We start from the raw sequence: 17,977 nt of genomic DNA on the forward strand, positions 1-17,977 counted from the left end.
AACTTCGCTTAGCTAGTTGCAGAGTTCACCATGCATCAGGACAACAACAGCCGTCTGGTTTTCAGCACGGACGGCGGCGTCATCGCCCCCAGCACCCAGGCCAGCCCGGCCTCCCCCTTCCCCGCCGATGGCGTGGTGCGTATTCGCCGCGAGACCAAGGGGCGCAAGGGCGCCGGCGTCATCACCATTCATGGGGTCCCGGAGGGACAGCAAAAAACCATTGCCACTTTGCTCAAGAGAAAGTGCGGTACCGGCGGCGGCTTGAAGGAGGGGATCATCGAGATCCAGGGCGACAAGCGCGATCTCATCCGCAGCGAGCTGGAAAAGGCGGGCTTCACCGTCAAGCAGGTCGGCGGCTAAGGCCGAGACTCACAGGTTTCCCGATAGCAGAGCGCCGGATGTGCGCTTTGCCAGCCAGTCGCCCTCCTCAGGCACCCACCTTGGCCAACCTCTTGTAATTAGCGGGCATCTTTCCTAGAATGCCCGCTCCCATCGAGGGGGAGTAGTCGCTGACGGGCTAAAAAGCCCGCAGACTCTGATCAACATACTTGGTGCAAACTCACCATGGTCAGCGTGATCCGCAACGAGCAATGCCGGATTTGACAAGACCTTTGACGGGCCAGTGCCAATACCGGGGACGGATGGCGCAGGCTTGTCTTTGGTTTATAACAATTCCGTCCCCCGGTATCTTTATGGAAGCCCTGTTAACCTCCACCCTGAGCGTGGCCGTCGCCGAAATAGGCGATAAGACCCAACTGCTCGCACTCCTGCTGATCTGTCGCTTTCGCAAGCCCTGGCCCATCATTGCCGGCATGTTTGCCGCGACCCTGCTCAACCATGCGGGTGCCGCCTGGATTGGTGAGATGATCAGTCGCTGGCTCGACCCCAAACTGATGACCTATCTGGTTGCGGGAGCCTTTATCGCCATGGCGGTCTGGATTTTGGTGCCGGACAAGATGGATGATGAAGATAGCAAGCTCGACAAATACGGCCCCTTCCTCGCCACCTTCGTGCTCTTCTTTATCGCCGAGATTGGCGACAAAACCCAGATAGCCACAGTGTTGCTGGCGGCCAAATATGACTCGCTCGTGCAAGTCATCACCGGCACCACCCTCGGCATGATGCTGGCCAACGTGCCCGTGGTGTTGCTCGGCAAGCTCGGCGCCGACAAGCTGCCACTCAAAAGCATCCGGATTGGCTGCGCCATCCTGTTTATCATTCTGGGGATCAGCACTCTCATTGTCACCGCCTGATAGCCGAAGGCCACCCCAAGTCGCCCTTGCATGAATGGAGTCAGGCCCCGTCACTTGTGATGGGGCCTGGGTTTTTCAGGGGCCAGCCTGCCCTTGCCATACAGGCAGAGCCAGCACTCCAACCTCGCTCACCCCCTATCCCTGCTTGCCCCTCCCTGACGGGTGCTGGCGCCCCTGCCCTATGCCATAATGGGGCACTTTATTCGGAGCCATGCCATGCACCGCCACTCCCGCCGTCCCCTGCTCGACTGGGTCAAGCGAGGCCACCTCGCACCAGCACAGCTGCCCGAGGCCCTCCGTCTGGCCGACTTGCCCCCCGCCCCCGCACGCTGGCAGGGATTGTTCGACCGCCTCTTGCTGCTGCTCGGTTGCCTCTGCCTTGGCGCCGGTCTCATCTTCTTTGTCGCCTTCAACTGGCAGGCATTGGGGCGACTGCCGCGCCTGGGCCTGGTCGAGCTGCCCCTGCTCGCCATGATGCTGGTGCTGTGGCGCGTCCGGCTCAGTGACGGTGCCCGTCAGGGGCTGCTCTGCTTGTGCGCCCTCAATCTCGGCGCCCTGCTCGCCCTGGTTGGCCAGACCTATCAGACCGGGGCCGATCCCTGGCAGCTGTTTGCGCTCTGGGCCATGCTGCTGCTGCCCTGGGCCCTGCTCGGCAAGAGTCCTCTGCTCTGGACCTTCAGCTGGCTACTGGCCCAGCTCGCCCTGGTGCTCTACTGGCGACTCGGTCTGTTCGCCTTGATCTTCTCCTTCGATGAGGAGGGGCTGGCCTGGTGCCTCACCCTGCTCAACGCCCTGCTCTGGGGGCTGCTCTGGGGCTTGCCTGCCCGCTACAAGGTGATGCCCGCTTATCTGCCCGCGCTGATGGCCGGGCTTGGGGTCACCCTGCTCGCCCTGCTTGCCCTGTTCGACGCCGCCTCTGCCTGGATTTGGCCGGTCTGGCTACTCTGGCTCGGCGCCGCCTATGGCTGCTGGCACCACAGCTTCATCACCGGGCTCGCCATGGGATGCCTCAGCGTCATCGTCGTCTTGCTGGCGGCACTCGGCAAATGGATGGAGCCGGATGTGAATGGCTTCTTGCTGCTTAGCCTCATCGCCATTGGCCTGTCGGTGGCCGCGAGCCGCTGGCTGCAACAACAAAGAGGTCACCATGCTGCCAATCAGTAACCAGGGGGCCTCGGCCCGTGCCGTTTTCCTAGCTTGCCGGAGCCCCTATGTCCTCACAGCCTGAACTCTGGCAGATCCTGCGCTCGGCCAAGCTGGTCGAGGGGGATGAACCCCGGGATAACGAGCCCCACTGGGCCAATCGCTTCATGCTGGGGGTGGTTGGCTGGCTCGCCGCCCTCTTCTTGCTGTTTTTCCTCTTTTTGAGCGTTGGCGATGTGATAGACAGCCCGGATCATGCCCTGGCCCTTGGCGCGACGCTGCTTGCCATGGCCCTGTTGCTCAACCGCAGTGCCCGCAGCGGCGATCTCTGGGATCAGTTCGTGCTGGCCCTGACCCTGGCGGCGGATGCCTGGCTGCTCTATGGCCTGATCGATCGGATGGACGTGCACGCTGTTGGCGCCTGGGCCGGGCTCTCGGGGTTGGCATTCGCCATCGCCTTCTGCTTTGAACACTGGCTGATCCGGCTGTTTCACACCCTGGCCGCCGCCCTGCTGCTGACCCTGGCGCTCGCCTGCCTCGGTTTGCAGATCCTGGCCTTGCCGCTGGTGATGGGGCTGCTCTGCGCCTGCTGGCTCTGGGCACAGCGCCGCCCTCATCAGCATGAACGGTTCGAGGCCATGGCCTTTGGCCTGGCCCTCTCCTTGATCCTGCTTGGGCGCTTGCATCAGCCGCTGTTTGACGAGACCAACGTGCTTGAGGAGCTGGGGCAGTCGCGCCTGCCCCATTGGCTCAACCCGCTGCTGTGCGCGGCCCTGCTGCTCGCCCTGCTCCACCACCTGAAGCTGCCTCGCCGCCAGGGCCTCTTTGCCCTGCCCCTGGTGCTGCTGGCGGCCCTGATCCCCGGCATGGGGGCGGGCGCCCTGGTACTCCTGCTCGGCTTCTATGCCGGGAGTCTGGGCATGATGACCCTGGCCACCCTGCTGCTGCTCGGTTTCGGCTCTCTCTATTACTACGATCTGGCGCTGCCGCTGATGACCAAATCCTGGCTGCTGCTCGGCTCTGGCACCGCCCTCTTGCTGGTGCGCACCCTGTTGCTGCGTCTTGGGAGACACTCATGAAAACCCTCGCCATCTTGCTCTGTGGCCTCGCCATCTTGCTGGGCGTCAACGCCCAGGTCTGGCGTTTCGAGCATGCCATCGACAGCGGCGAACCCGTGTTGCTGCGTCTGGCCCCTGTGGATCCCCGCTCCCTGATGCAGGGCGACTATATGCGGCTCAACTACGAGATAGCCCGCCAATGGGCCCAGGCTCACCCACTGCAACCGGCGGGCAGCAGCCAGCTGGTGATCCGGCTAGACAACCAAGGCGTGGCCCACTGGCAGCCGCACGGGGAGGTTGGGAAACTGGCGCCGGACGAACGGCTGCTCAACCTCGTTCATCGGGAGGGCAGCGTCAAAGTCGGGCCAAACGCCTACTTCTTCGAGGAGGGACAAGGGGAGGTGCTGGCCGGGGCGGCCTATGGCGAGTTTCGCCTGCAACCCGATGGCAGCAGCCTGTTGCTAGGTTTGCGCGATGCGCAGTTGCGCCCGCTGGGAGCGACCCGCGGCCGCTGGTGAGCCCCATGGCGAGGGGCCATGGCTGGCGAAATCCTGCTAGTTGGCGACACTCAAGGTTGACCCGGGCGTACAGGAGAAGGCCGCATGAGAGCATGGACCCCCACATTCAGTCTGCCGTTGATCGTTGCCATGCTCGCCGCACCGGCCTGGGCCGCCACGCCGCTGGCGGGCCTGCATTACTTGAGCGAAGAGTACCGCCCCTACAACTACCTAGATGAGACGGGCCAGCCTGCGGGCCTCGCGGTCGAACTGCTGCAACGGGTCTGGCAACAGACCGCAACGCCGCCCCAGCCTATCGCCATCATGCCCTGGGCCCGGGGTTACTACCTGCTGACCCAGAAACCCAATGTGGTGCTCTTCTCCACCGCCCGCACCGAGGCGCGGGATCCGCTGTTCAAATGGGCCTGCCCCATCGGCTACGCCGAGATCGTCTTGCTGGGTCTGACCCGGCGCGCGATCATCATCAACAAGCTTGAAGATGCCCAGCAGTACAACATAGGGGCGGTGCGGGCCGATGTGGGGGAGCAGCTGCTGCTCAACAACGGCTTTGACGAACAGAAGGTGATGAGTGCCAACCGCCTGGGTCAGGCCATCAAAATGCTCGACTCGGGCCGGGTCGATCTGGTGTCGACCAACAAGACCACCGTCATGAGTCTGCTGAGCAGCCCGGGCGCGGATCCGGCCCGCTATCAGGTGCGCTGGGTGCTGAGCTCGGAGCAGTTCTGCTACGCCTTTAGCCAGGGGGTCGATGATGCGGTGGTCAAGACCTTCCAAAATGGCCTGACCCAAGTGTTGGCCAGCAGCGAATTTCAGCAGATCCAGCGCAAGTACTTCCCCGCCCCCTGATCCCTTCTTCAGCGCGGCCTCGCCAGAGGTCGCGGCTCACAGCCTCCCATGTCGCCGACCAGGATTGCCCCTGACGTGCCCCCCGAGCCCCCTCGCCTTGCACCGCACGACATGTCGTCATCTTTCGCCTTCAACCAGCCCCTGCCCGCCCCCTCATCCATGGTCGCATTGGCACTCGCCACTGGGCCGTTCAGCCAACGATTTTCCCCTCAGGCCACCCCGGCTTGCGAGATAGAAAGGGACCTGGATGGCCCGAAGTTTGAAGCAGCGCAAGAAAACCAGTTATTTCCGGCCGGGATCGCCGCAATGCCGTGACTCCTGCCTCGCGGGATCCATAAAATGGCCATGGGTGCCTGTTGGCCCTCTTTTTATCCAGGGTCAGCGCACTGTGGCAGCGACAAGCCAGGGGCGGTAGCGTGTTTGGCGGATGCAGCCCCCACGCCGCAAGGCGCCGATCAGCCAAACGCATGGCACCAGGCGCCCCGCGCAATACCCAGCGTCCTTGTATCGCATAGAGTGCCAAGTCGGCGGCAAACCAGGGGGCCAATCAGCGAAGCGCATGGCACCTCCATTGCGCCAATGCATTCATCTCACCAGATCAGGATCAACATGCATTACCTACTCAAACCCTTGATGGGCATCGCCCTCTGTACCCTGCTGACGGCCTGCGGCGACGACAAGCCCACGGGTAAGGCGTGTCTGGGGGAGAACAGTGATTCACTGGTGGAGAACATGCAGGCGCAGTGCAAGGCTGGGGATGCCATTGCGACCAAGCACCCGGCCTACTTTTGCGATTTTAATTACGCCATTGCCTATAACGACTACAACTCGGCGTTCTGCATCTATGCCGGGGCCTTGAAGGGAGAGAGAACAAAGCTGAAATAAGCTGTGTCGCGGGCCCTCATCGCGGGACCATGGGGGAAAGGGCGTACTTGTCCGCCCAAGGCATCCGCTGCCGGGTTGGCGAAACGAGCCTCCCAGCGGGGTTATTTGACCCGCATCAGGCGATGGCTGACATCCCCGAGCTCAAGCTGGATCACCTGGGAGCGCCGCATCTCATTGACCCGTTGCAGCAAGTCGGCGCTGTAGCCCTTGCGGAGCATCCACTGCATCGGCTCCTCGAAGCTGTCTTCATTGACGATAAAGGTGTCTGTGTAGGCATCCTTGATGATGCTGACCACCCAGATGCGCTGCTGGAACTCACAGAGCCCCGCAAAGAGGGTGGTCACTTTCGCCGCGAGCCAGCGCCCTGCCTGCATAATTTTGTTGTTACTGCTTACTGACTGGTTTGCCATGGTTGATTGGGCTCGCTCTGGATGGAGTTGAGCATCCTAGCATCAGGGGGATAAGGCTCCAAGCAACGGGAGAGTTCCCCCTCCCCTTCGGCGTTGGGGGAAATACGCACGTAGGGTGCCAATAAGCGGAGCGCATTGCACCACGGTAACAATTCCCTCTCCCCTTGCGGGAGCAAGGTAGGGTGCCAATAAGCGTGTAGGGTCGATTAGCGAAGCGTAATCGTCCGCGGCAACAATCCCCTCTCCCCTTGTGGGAGAGGGTTAGGGTGAGGGGTCGCTAGCCTGATTGGCATGGCTGCGCCATGCAGGACACGAGGGCGCTGCCCTCGACGGGGTTTCGCCGCCGCTGCGCGGCTTGGCGAGTGACTTTGGAAAGACCCAAAGTCACCAAAAGTCTTCTCCCCCACTTGTTAGCCCTCCTGCGTCGGGTTCCCTCGGTTCACCCGTTTGTCCGACGGCACGCGCCGATGGGCCATCCTTGGCCCAGCGGCGCTCGCTCGGCGTCCTGCCTCGCGGCCTGGACAAACAGGCTCACCTCGGCGAACAACAGGGGGCAACACCCAACCCGCAGTACCGAGGCCGGCTAACAGCCCCCTATCTATTTGGGGCAAAGATCGGGAAGGTTGTTATCTCTGAACCACCCCATGACGGAACCTGATTGTCGTGCTTATGCAACAAGTAAAATCGACATAGTTGAATAGGTGAAAAATGCATATAAGTACAGAAGCCAACATCTCACATATTTATCGGGAAATAGCTTTATATTGAAGACCCGAAAGTGAGCTATTCGGCTGTGAAAATACCTTATTTTTTCTAACATCCGATTACGCTTCGCTAGTCGAACCTACGCCCCTTACAAAATAATCATATAGTCTCAGATATAACTTCCTTTCATATCACATAAAAGAACAAACATATGGAACAAATAAAAGAGATCAACATTAATGATATTTGGCAAAACAATATCAATTTTTTAATAGGTTCAGGCGCATCTTTTGGGCTATTCCCGACCCTTGCAACAAAAATGAAAAGCGAAACAATAGAAACACTTGGTAAATATTTTGAAGATACTAAAAAAACAAACTTAAAAACTTTGCTATTCATGCATTATTATATCAACTGCATTCACCCGGTAATAACATTTGACATCCAATATACTAAGTTCGGTTCAGAATGTGATGTCCCTGATGATGTTGCCAAAATGAAAATTATAGAAAACTATAAGAAGTTACTTAAAAACTTAAAATTGGTCGCATCCAAAAACAAATCTCAGAATAAGGTAAATATTTTTACTACTAACTATGATGCTTGCTTTGCTGATGCTTATGAGGAGCTCATTTTAGATTTTTCAGATCTAGATTTTAATCTAAATGATGGCTCAAAAGGATTTCGTAGAAAGTTCATAGATGCTTGTAACTTTGATACATCCTTGATAAAAAAAGGTATATTTGGAAAAAACAGCTTTGAAATTCCACAAGTAAATATAATCCATCTTCATGGCTCTGCATTTTGGACATTAAGTGATGGCAAAATATTAGTCAACTATGAGGATAAAAAATGTAAATTTCCAGAAAACTTCTTTGTTCCTATAACAGATAAAATAACGAAACTGGGTGAGATTTTAAATAATACAGAATCTGTACGAGAGGATTTTGATAGAATCGTTTTCGATGCCAATTTCACAGAAATAATTCTGGTCTAAATGAATTCTGGTTTTATATACAGAAATAAAAAACTCCCTATCGTGAATCCAACAAAGTGGAAATTCCATGAAACAGTATTTGATGAGCACTATTATCAAATGCTTAGGTTAATGAGCTACGAGCTAGAAAAGTATGATTCCACTTTAATCGCTTTTGGATTTTCATTTGCGGATGAACACATAACAAACCTCGTAAAACGTTCATTAGGAAACAAGACTCTGACGATGTACATCTGCTGTTTTGATGATATATCTTTAACATATATGAGTAAGATTTTTAAGGGATTCAACAACGTTAAATTAGTCAAGCACGATACTTACCTTAACTTTGACGCATTCAACAGCGATATATTAAAAACCCCAAATTAGCGAGGCAGTTTATGTCAATTTTGGTAGGTGAGGTAGTAGCTGTTAGGGGCGTTAAAATATCTATTCGCGTTTTTGAAAACTCTAACAAAGACTTGCTGTTTTATGATGGCACTAAATATAAAGGCATATCGATAAGAGAGTTCGTTCAAATTGAGCGTGGTTTTAAAAAAATAATTTGCATCGTCGAAGGTGAATATCTTGACGAGAGCAAGATAGACAATGAGCACCACCATATTAGGATTGTTGATCTAAAACCTATTGGTTACTTTGAAAATGATCAATTTATTGAAGGTATTAAACACCTACCATTAATTAAAGATCCCGTATTTCTACTTGAAGAGAACAAACTTCCTGACATTTATGGAAAATCAAATGGTGACTTTATTATAGGTAGGCTGTTAAAAGAAGAACTCCCTATTTCACTCCCGTGGAAAAAGTTATTCAACTCTCACATAGGAATTTTTGGAAATACGGGTAGCGGAAAATCAAACACTCTCACAAACATTTACACTACATAAAAAACATTTAGTCATTGATTTCAATGGTGAATATAAATGGCCAACTTATTGAAAAGGACTATCAGCCATTTCACTCCCGTGGAAAAAGTTATTCAACTCTCACATAGGAATTTTTGAAATACGGGTAGCGGAAAATCAAACACTCTCACAAACATTTACACTACATTATTTGATAAGAAGATAAAAAACATTAAAGGCAAGAGCCAGTTCATAGTCATTGATTTCAATGGTGAATATACGAATGGCCAACTTACTGCTGAAAAGTATAAGACTATCTATCAACTCAACACTCGCAATAAAGAAAACTCGTTCCCATTAGCAAAATCGGAATTTTGGGATACAGATACACTAAGCTTGCTTTTTCAAGCCACACCAAACACTCAGAGACCATTTATCAATAGAATTGTAAATGGACAATTGCGATATGATACTGATGATAACTTTTTGAACTATATCAAAAAAACCTATGAGAAAGTTTTCACTGCTACAGCGCCACACCCAGAACTATTAGACCTCATGCGTGAAATTACCAATATAATCGGGAACGACATAATTCGGAGGAAATTACGTAATATATCCTATCATAGTTCAAGCAAGGCATTTCACATTCCAAACGACTCTTTTTTTAATGCCAATGGTCTCACCTATAGAAATAAACTTGAAGGTGATGTCAACTCAATTACAATTCCAAACAACCTAAGCGAACTGGACAAGTTTAATATCAGATGTCATATACAGTTAATACGAGATCTTATCAGCGGCTATGTACAATTTGATTTTATACAACCATTATTAAAACGCGTAGATTCTTCATTATTAAATTTATCTAAAGTAATTCATGTTACAGATGCTCCACCACCGAATAAACCCGTGACTGTAATATCACTACGGAAGTGCAACCAAGATATCAAAAAAGTACTCCCACTCCTTATAGCAAAGCACTTTTACAACCCACATAAGATAGCTGTGAGTAACCCACCAGATAGAACCATTCATCTTATTATTGATGAGGCTCATAACATTTTGTCTCAGCAATCAACGAGAGAGAGTGAAAGCTGGAAAGACTATCGCCTAGAAACCTTTGAAGAAATAATTAAGGAAGGTCGTAAATTTGGTTTTTTTTTGACACTTTCAAGCCAGAGACCAGCAGATATATCACCAACAATAGTGTCTCAAATCCACAATTTCTTTATTCATCGGCTAGTTAATGAAAGAGATCTGTTTTTAATAGACAATACAATAAGCACTCTTGATAACATGTCTAGAAACATGATTCCAAATTTATCGAGGGGGTGCTGTGTTGCTACAGGAACAGCCTTTGATTTACCTATGCTATTACAGGTAGATGAGCTAGAAAAGGAAAAACAACCTGACAGTGAAGATGTTAATATAGAAGAGCTGTGGGCCGATTAGATATTTTAAGGTAATATGTTTTTAGTAAAAGTTGAGATTGGTTTGATTTTCAACTATTTATTTGATGTCGAAATTGATCATCTGAAATAGATAGTTGCACTCAAAGCTGCTGTTTATCTTCTTCCGACAGTCTTCCTCTCAAACCGATGTTCTATTTGCTCGATGCTTTCCCTAGTAAGGGAAAAAAGGCGCTCAACTCAAGATGATAACTAAACCACGCGCGGGCACGGTATTGGTTCCCCCTGCAAGCCGCCGAGTCGAGTCCAACGGGTCAGGAGCGCCATCAGGGATGATGGCGCAGCCGCAGTCGGCATATGGGCCAAATCGGATCAGGGCGAGCACAGCTCGACCCCGATTTGGCGCGAGAACAGGGAGGTTCGAAGCGGGCTTTGGCCGAAGCCAGGGATGGCGTAGGCCAAAGTGCCGTCTGCGGCGCTCCGTCCGACCCGTTGGACGAGAGGAGGGAACCCGCGAAGCGGGCGGTTTACTGGGGGAGAAGACTTTTGGTGTTATTTGCCAAAGAGAGCGGGTCTTTCCAAAATCACTCGCCAAGCCGCGCAGCGGCGGCGAAACCCCTTCGAGGGCAAAGCCCTCGCCCAAACAAAAACCGCAGCCCTGAGGCTGCGGTTTTTTATTGGGTCAACCGGTTGGCACCAACAGGACAAGCGGCCTCAGGCACGGCGCCAGCTGGTTTTGCCGGCGCTGTCTTCCAGCACGATTCCCATCTCGGTGAGACGATTTCGGGCGGCATCCGCCGCGGCCCAGTTCTTGTCGGCACGGGCCTGATTGCGCGCGGCGATCAGCTGCTCTATCTCGGCCACTTCGTCGTCCGCTTCGCCACCCTTCAAGAAGGCTTCCGGGTCTTGTTGCAGAATGCCGAGCACGGCGCCGAGTTCCCGCAGGCGGGCACCTAGGCCTGCGGCGACATTGATGTCTTCGGCCTTCTGGCGGTTGATCTCGCGCACCAGGTCGAACAGGGCGGAGTAAGCTTCCGGGGTGTTGAAGTCATCGTCCATGGCATCTTTGAAGCGGGCCACCTGCTCGTCACCACCGGCGGCGGCGGCAGGCAGGTCGCGCAGGGCGGTGTACATCCGCTCCAGAGCTGCGCGGGCCTGCTTCAAGTTGTCTTCCGAGTAGTTGAGCTGGCTGCGGTAGTGGCCGGACATCAGGAAGTAGCGCACGGTTTCGGCATCAAAATGGGTCAGGACGTCGCGGATGGTGAAGAAGTTGCCGAGGGACTTGGACATCTTCTCTTTGTCCACCATCACCATGCCGCTGTGCATCCAGGTGTTGACGTACTCCCCTTCGTGGGCGCAGCAGGACTGGGCGATCTCGTTCTCGTGGTGGGGGAACTGCAAGTCAGAGCCGCCGCCATGGATGTCGAAATGGTTGCCAAGGTGCTTGGAGTTCATGGCGGAGCACTCGATGTGCCAGCCGGGACGACCCGGGCCCCAGGGGCTCTCCCAGGTCGGCTCGCCGGGCTTTGACATCTTCCACAGCACGAAGTCCAGGGGGTTGCGCTTGGCTTCGACCACATCGACCCGGGCGCCGGCCTGCAGCTGCTCCAGATCCTGGCCCGAGAGCTTACCGTAGTCGGCATAGGACTCGACGATGAACATGACGTCGCCGTTGTCCGCCACGTAGGCGTGATCGCGGGCGATCAGTGCTTCGACCATGTCGATGATTTCGGGGATGTGCTGGGTGGCGCGCGGCTCTACGTCCGGGCGCACCATGCCGAGGGCGTCGAAATCGGCGTGCATGTCGCCGATCAGGCGCTCGGTGAGATCGTCACAGGTGACCTGGGTCTCGGCGGCGCGCTTGATGATCTTGTCGTCCACGTCGGTGACGTTGCGCACGTAGTTGAGTTCATAGCCGCAGTAACGCAGGTAGCGGGCCACCACGTCGAAGGCGACGAAGGTGCGGCCATGGCCGATGTGACAGTGATCATAGATGGTGACACCACACACATACATGCCCACCTTGCCGGTGTGGATGGGTTTGAATTCTTCTTTTTGACGAGTGAGTGTGTTGTATATCTTCAGCATCGATGAGAACCACTGCCTGTGAGTGAAATGGCCTGCCATTCTAACCGCATCCCCGTCAGAAAACGAGCCGAGGCCCGGCGCGCGCCTGGCCTTTTTGCCCCGTTCAGCCTGCTTTTTCGCCAATTGACGGCCATGTCGGCGAAGAACCGGCCAAAAGGAGCATATGGCCTGGGCGCGCCCCCAAGATTGACGCAGGCTTGTGCGATGAGAGCGCCCTTGCGGCTTTGCCCGGGGGCTGCGATAGGCTAGAATTGCGGCCACTATTTTTGCCCCTAGATGAAAGCTTGCCTGTGACTGCCTCCGGGCCCGGTCACATGCCCAATGTTTCACCCGACAGAATAAAGGACATATCATGGTTACTCTGCACACCAACCACGGCGACATCACCCTCACCCTGAACGCCGAAAAAGCCCCCCAAACCGTGGCCAACTTCCTGCAATATTGCCGTGATGGTCACTACGACAACACCATCTTCCATCGCGTCATCGACGGCTTCATGATCCAGGGCGGTGGCTACGCCGCCGGTTTTGACGAGAAAGAGACTCGCGCCCCCATCAAGAACGAAGCGGCCAACGGTCTGTCCAACAAGGTCGGCACCATCGCCATGGCCCGCACCTCCGAGCCGCACTCCGCCAGCGCCCAGTTCTTCATCAACGTCAGCAACAACGACTTCCTCGATTTCAAATCCGCCACCACCCAGGGCTTTGGCTACTGCGTATTTGGTGAAGTGACCGCCGGCATGGACGTGGTCAACAAGATCAAGGGCGTCAAGACCGGCAACTCCGGCCGTATGCATCAAGACGTGCCGGTAGAAGATGTGGTCATCACCAAGGTCACCCTTGCTGACTGATTGCTGCCTTTTGCGCGATGACATCACTGCGGCTTTGGCCGCAGTTTTTCCATCTGCGCGCGGCCAATCTGGCGCTGACTGGCGCCGCATCGATTATCTGGCGCTCGGCAATGACCGCCAGCGATCGGCCCATGCCCTGCTGGCCGAACGTGGCCTCTGGCCAGCCTTGCAGACCATCTGCCAAGACGTGGCCCTGGTCAGCACCCTGACCATCGGTCTGGACAGGCCCGGCAGCGACCTCGATGTGATTTGCCAGCATCCGGAGCCGGCCAGCCTTGCCACCCGCCTCGCCGCACAGGGCTGGCATGGCCGGGACAAAGGCCGCGACATCTGGCTGCTGGAGCAGCACCTCATCGGCCCAGACGGCCAATCCTGGCCCATCGAGCTCTATGTCACGCCCCGGCCCATCGAATCTTTGCACGGTTGGCGTCATCTCAGCCTGATGGCGGCGCTGCTTGAGCACTTGGGCATCGACTTCTACCGCGCCGTGCTGGCGCTGCGATTGGCGCAGGGGCTCAAGGGGGAAGCGGCCATCTGTCAGCTGCTGGCGCTGCCGGGCGATCCCTATCAAGGGTTGCTGGCGCTGGAAGGGAGTGACCTTGGCTTGTTACACTGGCCCTCGCCTTGATACCCGGGAGCTGACACTCCTTTTTCAATCCTTTACCCGGCATTTCGCCATGACCTTCACCAATAGGGCCCCATGAGCACCCTCTTTATCAGCGATCTTCATCTTTGCAGCGCCCGCCCCGACATGACGGCGGCCCTGATCCAGTTTCTGCAACAGGAGGCACCGGGGGCCGATGCCCTTTATGTACTCGGCGATCTGTTCGAGTTCTGGATTGGCGACGACGATCCCTGCCCGCTCCACAACCAGGTGGCCGATGCCTTCCTGGCCCTGAGCAAACGCGGTGTGCCGCTCTATTTCATCCACGGCAATCGCGATTTCTTGCTCGGCAAGGGCTTTGCCAAACGGGCTGGCATGATGCTGCTGCCCGATCCCTGCATCATCGATCTCTACGGTACCCGTACCCTGCTCAGCCACGGCGATCTGCTCTGCACCGAGGATCTCGATTATCAGAAGTTTCGCCGCATCACCCAGCTGTCGTGGCTACGTTGGCTCTTCCTGCGCCTGCCCCTGGCGCGCAGACGCAAGATAGCGGGCAAGCTGCGGGGCCAGAGCCAGCAGCAAAACAGCCATAAGCCCCAGACCATCATGGATGTCACCGAGCAAGCCGTCGCGGACATGATGAAGGCCCACGACTGCCAGTTGCTGATCCACGGTCACACCCACAGGCCCGCCATTCACGATTTTCGCCTCGGCAAACGCAGCGCCCGCCGCATCGTGCTGGGAGACTGGTTCGAGCAGGGATCTATCCTGGTGTGCAAGCCCAGTGGCCAGCATCTCGAACAGCGCTCCCTGCCACATCAAACCCCATGATCTAAGCTGTTAACGGCCCATGAGTCCGACGATTGCTGGCTCATGCCCCGCTGGGGAGCTGTGATCAGGTGACATTTGGGCCTATAGTCTCACTTCCAAACATTGATGAGGATTTTGTCATGGGATTCTTCTCCTGGATTGTGCTGGGTCTGATCGTGGGCATACTGGCCAAGTGGATCATGCCGGGCAAAGATGGCGGCGGTTTTATCATGACGGTGGTACTGGGGGTGGTCGGTGCCATGGTCGGGGGCTACGTCAGCACCCTGCTCGGCATGGGCACTGTGACTGGCTTCAACCTCCCCAGCCTGGTCATCGCCGTGGTCGGCGCGCTGCTGGTGCTCTTTGTCTACAAGAAGATGGCCAACTGAGCCGACAGGCTATGGCAGGTAAAAAGGGCGCCCCGGGGCGCCCTTTTTATTGGCAGGTCACTGTGCTCAACGGCGGCAGGTGGCGAAGATGTCCAGCACGGGATCGTAGACTCTGGTGCTGATGCCGAGCAGCCCCAGCACCGAGTGGAACAGGTTGTCCTGGGAGTAGCGTTTGCTGGCCGCGGCTTGCTTGAGGCACCCCATGTCGATCCCCTTGTGAGCCAGGAATCCCGGCGAGAGCCAGCTCAACATCGGTACCTTGGTCTGATCGTCCGGTGCGAACTTGTAGGGGGTACCGTGCAGATAGAGGCCCATGGCGCCGAGCGACTCGCCATGATCGGACAGATAGATCAGGCCCACGTTGTAATCCTGCTCATAGTGCTTGAGCTTGGCAATCAACTTGGCAACCACATAGTCGGTATAGCGAATGGTATTGTCATAGGTGTTGAGCAGCTCTTCATTGCTGCAGTTCTCTATGTCGCTACGGGGGCAATCCGGGGTAAAGAAACGCTGTGCGTCGGGATAACGCAGATAATAGGTGGGGCCATGGCTGCCGATGAGATGAAATCCTATCAGTTTGTCCTCCTTCATCTGTGCTATCTCCTGATCGAGATTTTTGAGCAGCACTTCGTCGAAACAGGTCTCACCACGGCAGAAGTCCGGATTTAGCTTGGGATCTGCCACCATGTTCGGCACCCGATCGCAAACCCCTTTGCAGCCGCCGTCATTCTCCTTCCAAAACACGGAGACCCCGGCGTGCTGAACCACATCAAGCAGCCCTTCGCTATTGCTCGCCTTGCTGCCGTCAAAGGTCTTGCGGGTCATGTTCGAGAACATGCAGGGCACTGACACGGCGGTTGCCGTGCCGCAAGAACTCACATGGCGAAAAGAGACCAGCCCGGGTTCTTGCTCGGTGAAGGGGTTGGTCGGCCTGTCGTAGCCATTGAGCGCAAAATTGCTGCTGCGCGCCGTCTCCCCGATTACCAGAAACAGGAGGGTCGGCTTGTTACCCCGGGCGACCTGGCGGGCATCCTCACCTAGGGTGGCAAAGGGTACTCGCTTGGTGAGATAGGTATTTTTCACATATTTGAAGGTGCCATAGACGAAGTTGGCCGGCACTATCTCGCGATTCAAGGTGGGGTTGTTGCGTCCCACAGAGGCGTAATCCTGGTAGTAAAGTGCCGCCACCCCGGCGACCAGCACCAGGGAGATGGTCATCGACAACAGTCGCTGCCCCAGACCACGCCACCCGCTGGCCGGATAGATGATCTCAGTGCGCAGTAGCAGCAGTGAAGGCACCACACCGGTCAGCAGCAACCAGAACAGCAGCGTCGGGTTGAGGTAGGCGCTCGCCTCCTCGGGGTTGGTTTCGAAGATGTTCTGGATCATTCCGTAGTCAAACAGCACCCGGTACCGGATCATCGCATAACTGGCGAGGGAACCGAGCAGAAACATCAATACAAAGAAGGGCTTGAGCAGATACTTGAACGAGAAGGGCATGAACACGACATTCAGGGCTGCCACCAATACCAGCGGAATGGAGATGGCAAAGCCCAGCTTGAAGTGCTCCAGGGTGGATAAAATGGTATAGAAGTGGATCAAAATCGACCAATTCAAGATAAAGGCGAACGCGAAAGCCAATATCAATACCAGCTTAACAACACCAAATTTCAATTGCATTTATTGTCCCGATTGCCTGAAAAAACAAGTTAGTTATTGTTATTTATTGGAATTATCTATATTGGCCTTGCTAGGCGCATCTGGTTTGACATCCTGACACAAGGTCCCTTCCGGCACCCGCTTGCACCCCGTCACCATGGCACGGATAAGATCCCCCTTGGTCAATAGATCGGTGAAGACCACGGCCAGCACATGGATCAGAATGGCAAACTGCAAACCGTTGGCGAACAGACCATGGATCTCCTCCAGCAGATCATCGCCAAAGATAGACTCGTAGCGGGTCATGAGCCCGGTCACCACTGTCCCTATCAGCCCGACCAGCATGATGAGGATCATCAAGGAGCCCCCTGGGTTATGACCCAGATAATATGGATGCTCCCCTCGCTTCAAGGCGGCCAGATAGCTCTTTACCCGCGTTGGGGTCGGCCACCACTGCCCGAATCTGGCATAGTGCCCCCCGACAAATCCCCAGATGATCCTGATCAGCAGCAGACCCGCCAGGGTGTAGCCAATGTATCTGTGATAGCGACCGCCCTCCTTGACCACAAAGAAGTTGAGCATGCAGAGCAGTACCGTGGCCCAATGGAAGAGCCGCACGACCCCGTCCCACACAAACACAAGTTGATTAGGTTTCATCACAGCATCCATACCTTGTCAGCGGATCCCTCCACCAACGGGGATAGGGCACATTTGAAGCCATCTAGTTGATGATTATATTTTTACAATATGGGAGATAGCACCTCGTTGAGGGTGGCTTGGCGTCCTGATGACTCGGCAACCATGATGCCGGATGAGACTTAAGGAAAACTTAAGGCCCGCTCGCATCTTCGTCACCCTCGCCAATCAAGGGCTGCCCTCCCTGAGATCAGTAGCGATAACTCAGACCTATGCCGGTCGCCCCATCGGGCAACATGGTCGGAAACAGGGCAAGCTCGGTCTGCTGGGGCGTGGTGATCAGATAGCTTAGCCCCGAGGCGATGGCCGCCCCGGCTATCACGTCACGCCAGTAGTGCTGCTTGGCATCGACCCGTGACCAGCCCACGGCACTGGCGGCAATGATGGCAATGATGGCCGGTACGCCGTACTGCCAACCGTAACGAAGTTGCAAATAGCTGGCGCCGCTGAACGCCAGCGCCGTATGGCCCGAAGGAAAGCTCTTGGCGCCGCCATTGGGGCGCGTGGCATCAACGGTATTTTTCAGGATCAGCACTGTCCCTTCGGTCGCGGCCGCCGAGTAACCGAGCTGACGCATCCCTTCATAGTCATCCTTGGACCAGGAGATGCCGAGCGCGGCCAGGGGAATGGCAAACTGGGCTATGTCGCCATAGGTTTCAAATGCACTGCTGGCCCAGGCGCCTTGGCACAGGGCGGCGCCAAGGCACAGCATCATCACTGTTCTTTTTATCCTTGATATTCCTTGTTGGCTTGGCGGTTCCGTCATTGAACCGGCCATTTTCATCTATGTTGTGTTCTTGGTCGCC

At 55.3% G+C, this 17,977-nt stretch carries 19 protein-coding genes; 14 read left to right on the forward strand and 5 right to left on the reverse strand.

Annotated features, from left to right (window positions below; genetic code table 11):
- The first annotated feature begins 30 nt into the window (after positions 1–30).
- The 7 genes from ACSMDR_RS03490 (at position 31) to ACSMDR_RS03520 (ending at position 5,703) form a co-directional block, all read left to right on the forward strand.
- Positions 31–360, forward strand: a complete 330-nt coding sequence (locus tag ACSMDR_RS03490; RefSeq protein ID WP_436467036.1) for a translation initiation factor — start codon at positions 31–33, stop codon at positions 358–360.
- A 332-nt stretch (positions 361–692) separates the two neighbouring features.
- Positions 693–1,253 (forward strand): TMEM165/GDT1 family protein, encoded by a 561-nt coding sequence (locus tag ACSMDR_RS03495; protein ID WP_005895210.1) that lies wholly within the window; start codon positions 693–695, stop codon positions 1,251–1,253.
- Between the two features lie 216 nt (positions 1,254–1,469).
- Positions 1,470–2,417, forward strand: coding sequence for a DUF2157 domain-containing protein (locus ACSMDR_RS03500; protein WP_436467037.1), 948 nt, complete (start codon positions 1,470–1,472; stop codon positions 2,415–2,417).
- Positions 2,418–2,464: 47 nt separating this feature from the next.
- Positions 2,465–3,475, forward strand: coding sequence for a DUF4401 domain-containing protein (locus ACSMDR_RS03505; protein WP_436467038.1), 1,011 nt, complete (start codon positions 2,465–2,467; stop codon positions 3,473–3,475).
- Positions 3,472–3,972, forward strand: a complete 501-nt coding sequence (locus ACSMDR_RS03510; RefSeq protein WP_436467039.1) for a GDYXXLXY domain-containing protein — start codon at positions 3,472–3,474, stop codon at positions 3,970–3,972. The genes ACSMDR_RS03505 and ACSMDR_RS03510 overlap by 4 nt, the downstream gene beginning before the upstream one ends.
- Positions 3,973–4,056: 84 nt before the next feature.
- On the forward strand, positions 4,057–4,818 hold the full coding sequence (locus ACSMDR_RS03515; protein WP_436467040.1) for a substrate-binding periplasmic protein: 762 nt from the start codon (positions 4,057–4,059) through the stop codon (positions 4,816–4,818).
- Between the two features lie 609 nt (positions 4,819–5,427).
- Positions 5,428–5,703: a hypothetical protein gene (locus tag ACSMDR_RS03520; RefSeq protein WP_436467041.1), complete on the forward strand. Its 276-nt coding sequence runs from the start codon at positions 5,428–5,430 to the stop codon at positions 5,701–5,703.
- A 101-nt stretch (positions 5,704–5,804) separates the two neighbouring features.
- Here ACSMDR_RS03520 and ACSMDR_RS03525 read toward each other — a convergent pair whose 3' ends face one another.
- Complete coding sequence (locus ACSMDR_RS03525) at positions 5,805–6,077, reverse strand: hypothetical protein (protein WP_436467042.1); 273 nt, start codon at positions 6,075–6,077, stop codon at positions 5,805–5,807.
- 952 nt (positions 6,078–7,029) lie between these two features.
- Here ACSMDR_RS03525 and ACSMDR_RS03530 point away from each other — a divergent pair.
- The 3 genes from ACSMDR_RS03530 (at position 7,030) to ACSMDR_RS03540 (ending at position 10,115) form a co-directional block, all read left to right on the forward strand.
- Positions 7,030–7,815: a hypothetical protein gene (locus tag ACSMDR_RS03530; protein WP_436467043.1), complete on the forward strand. Its 786-nt coding sequence runs from the start codon at positions 7,030–7,032 to the stop codon at positions 7,813–7,815.
- Positions 7,816–8,195: 380 nt separating this feature from the next.
- On the forward strand, positions 8,196–8,702 hold the full coding sequence (locus ACSMDR_RS03535) for a helicase HerA domain-containing protein (RefSeq protein WP_436467044.1): 507 nt from the start codon (positions 8,196–8,198) through the stop codon (positions 8,700–8,702).
- A gap of 180 nt (positions 8,703–8,882) precedes the next feature.
- Complete coding sequence (locus ACSMDR_RS03540; protein WP_436468189.1) at positions 8,883–10,115, forward strand: ATP-binding protein; 1,233 nt, start codon at positions 8,883–8,885, stop codon at positions 10,113–10,115.
- A gap of 671 nt (positions 10,116–10,786) precedes the next feature.
- On the opposite strand, the gene cysS is transcribed toward ACSMDR_RS03540, so the two are convergent.
- Positions 10,787–12,160: a cysteine--tRNA ligase gene (gene cysS / locus ACSMDR_RS03545; RefSeq protein WP_436467045.1), complete on the reverse strand. Its 1,374-nt coding sequence runs from the start codon at positions 12,158–12,160 to the stop codon at positions 10,787–10,789.
- Positions 12,161–12,512: 352 nt separating this feature from the next.
- Between cysS and ACSMDR_RS03550 the strand changes: the two genes are divergently transcribed.
- The 4 genes from ACSMDR_RS03550 (at position 12,513) to ACSMDR_RS03565 (ending at position 14,816) form a co-directional block, all read left to right on the forward strand.
- Positions 12,513–13,010, forward strand: coding sequence for a peptidylprolyl isomerase (locus ACSMDR_RS03550; RefSeq protein WP_005895174.1), 498 nt, complete (start codon positions 12,513–12,515; stop codon positions 13,008–13,010).
- Positions 13,000–13,638 carry a DUF4269 domain-containing protein gene (locus ACSMDR_RS03555; protein ID WP_436467046.1) on the forward strand — a complete coding sequence of 213 codons (639 nt, stop codon included), beginning with the start codon at positions 13,000–13,002 and terminating at the stop codon, positions 13,636–13,638. Before ACSMDR_RS03550 ends, ACSMDR_RS03555 begins: the two co-directional genes overlap by 11 nt.
- 72 nt (positions 13,639–13,710) lie before the next feature.
- Complete coding sequence (lpxH, locus tag ACSMDR_RS03560; protein WP_005895168.1) at positions 13,711–14,448, forward strand: UDP-2,3-diacylglucosamine diphosphatase; 738 nt, start codon at positions 13,711–13,713, stop codon at positions 14,446–14,448.
- A gap of 119 nt (positions 14,449–14,567) precedes the next feature.
- Positions 14,568–14,816: a GlsB/YeaQ/YmgE family stress response membrane protein gene (locus tag ACSMDR_RS03565; protein ID WP_005895165.1), complete on the forward strand. Its 249-nt coding sequence runs from the start codon at positions 14,568–14,570 to the stop codon at positions 14,814–14,816.
- 66 nt (positions 14,817–14,882) lie between these two features.
- Here ACSMDR_RS03565 and ACSMDR_RS03570 read toward each other — a convergent pair whose 3' ends face one another.
- From ACSMDR_RS03570 to ACSMDR_RS03580, 3 genes are all read right to left on the reverse strand, one after another.
- A complete protein-coding gene (locus ACSMDR_RS03570) occupies positions 14,883–16,496 on the reverse strand; it encodes a phosphoethanolamine transferase (RefSeq protein ID WP_436467047.1) in 1,614 nt (537 codons plus the stop codon).
- Positions 16,497–16,535: 39 nt separating this feature from the next.
- Positions 16,536–17,132 (reverse strand): cytochrome b/b6 domain-containing protein, encoded by a 597-nt coding sequence (locus tag ACSMDR_RS03575; protein ID WP_436467048.1) that lies wholly within the window; start codon positions 17,130–17,132, stop codon positions 16,536–16,538.
- A 229-nt stretch (positions 17,133–17,361) separates the two neighbouring features.
- Positions 17,362–17,886 (reverse strand): phosphatase PAP2 family protein, encoded by a 525-nt coding sequence (locus ACSMDR_RS03580; protein ID WP_436467049.1) that lies wholly within the window; start codon positions 17,884–17,886, stop codon positions 17,362–17,364.
- Positions 17,887–17,977 lie beyond the last annotated feature (91 nt).

Origin of the sequence: Aeromonas molluscorum (assembly GCF_051376105.1) — a bacterium.
GTDB lineage: Bacteria > Pseudomonadota > Gammaproteobacteria > Enterobacterales > Aeromonadaceae > Aeromonas > Aeromonas molluscorum.

Coding starts and splice junctions, on each gene's coding strand:
- ACSMDR_RS03490 (WP_436467036.1), top strand. CDS start 31: ATGCATCAGGACAACAACAGCCGTCTGGTTTTCAGCACGGACGGCGGC.
- ACSMDR_RS03495 (WP_005895210.1), top strand. CDS start 693: ATGGAAGCCCTGTTAACCTCCACCCTGAGCGTGGCCGTCGCCGAAATA.
- ACSMDR_RS03500 (WP_436467037.1), top strand. CDS start 1,470: ATGCACCGCCACTCCCGCCGTCCCCTGCTCGACTGGGTCAAGCGAGGC.
- ACSMDR_RS03505 (WP_436467038.1), top strand. CDS start 2,465: ATGTCCTCACAGCCTGAACTCTGGCAGATCCTGCGCTCGGCCAAGCTG.
- ACSMDR_RS03510 (WP_436467039.1), top strand. CDS start 3,472: ATGAAAACCCTCGCCATCTTGCTCTGTGGCCTCGCCATCTTGCTGGGC.
- ACSMDR_RS03515 (WP_436467040.1), top strand. CDS start 4,057: ATGAGAGCATGGACCCCCACATTCAGTCTGCCGTTGATCGTTGCCATG.
- ACSMDR_RS03520 (WP_436467041.1), top strand. CDS start 5,428: ATGCATTACCTACTCAAACCCTTGATGGGCATCGCCCTCTGTACCCTG.
- ACSMDR_RS03525 (WP_436467042.1), bottom strand. CDS start 6,077: ATGCAGGCAGGGCGCTGGCTCGCGGCGAAAGTGACCACCCTCTTTGCG.
- ACSMDR_RS03530 (WP_436467043.1), top strand. CDS start 7,030: ATGGAACAAATAAAAGAGATCAACATTAATGATATTTGGCAAAACAAT.
- ACSMDR_RS03535 (WP_436467044.1), top strand. CDS start 8,196: ATGTCAATTTTGGTAGGTGAGGTAGTAGCTGTTAGGGGCGTTAAAATA.
- cysS (WP_436467045.1), bottom strand. CDS start 12,160: ATGCTGAAGATATACAACACACTCACTCGTCAAAAAGAAGAATTCAAA.
- ACSMDR_RS03550 (WP_005895174.1), top strand. CDS start 12,513: ATGGTTACTCTGCACACCAACCACGGCGACATCACCCTCACCCTGAAC.
- lpxH (WP_005895168.1), top strand. CDS start 13,711: ATGAGCACCCTCTTTATCAGCGATCTTCATCTTTGCAGCGCCCGCCCC.
- ACSMDR_RS03565 (WP_005895165.1), top strand. CDS start 14,568: ATGGGATTCTTCTCCTGGATTGTGCTGGGTCTGATCGTGGGCATACTG.
- ACSMDR_RS03570 (WP_436467047.1), bottom strand. CDS start 16,496: ATGCAATTGAAATTTGGTGTTGTTAAGCTGGTATTGATATTGGCTTTC.
- ACSMDR_RS03575 (WP_436467048.1), bottom strand. CDS start 17,132: ATGAAACCTAATCAACTTGTGTTTGTGTGGGACGGGGTCGTGCGGCTC.
- ACSMDR_RS03580 (WP_436467049.1), bottom strand. CDS start 17,886: ATGATGCTGTGCCTTGGCGCCGCCCTGTGCCAAGGCGCCTGGGCCAGC.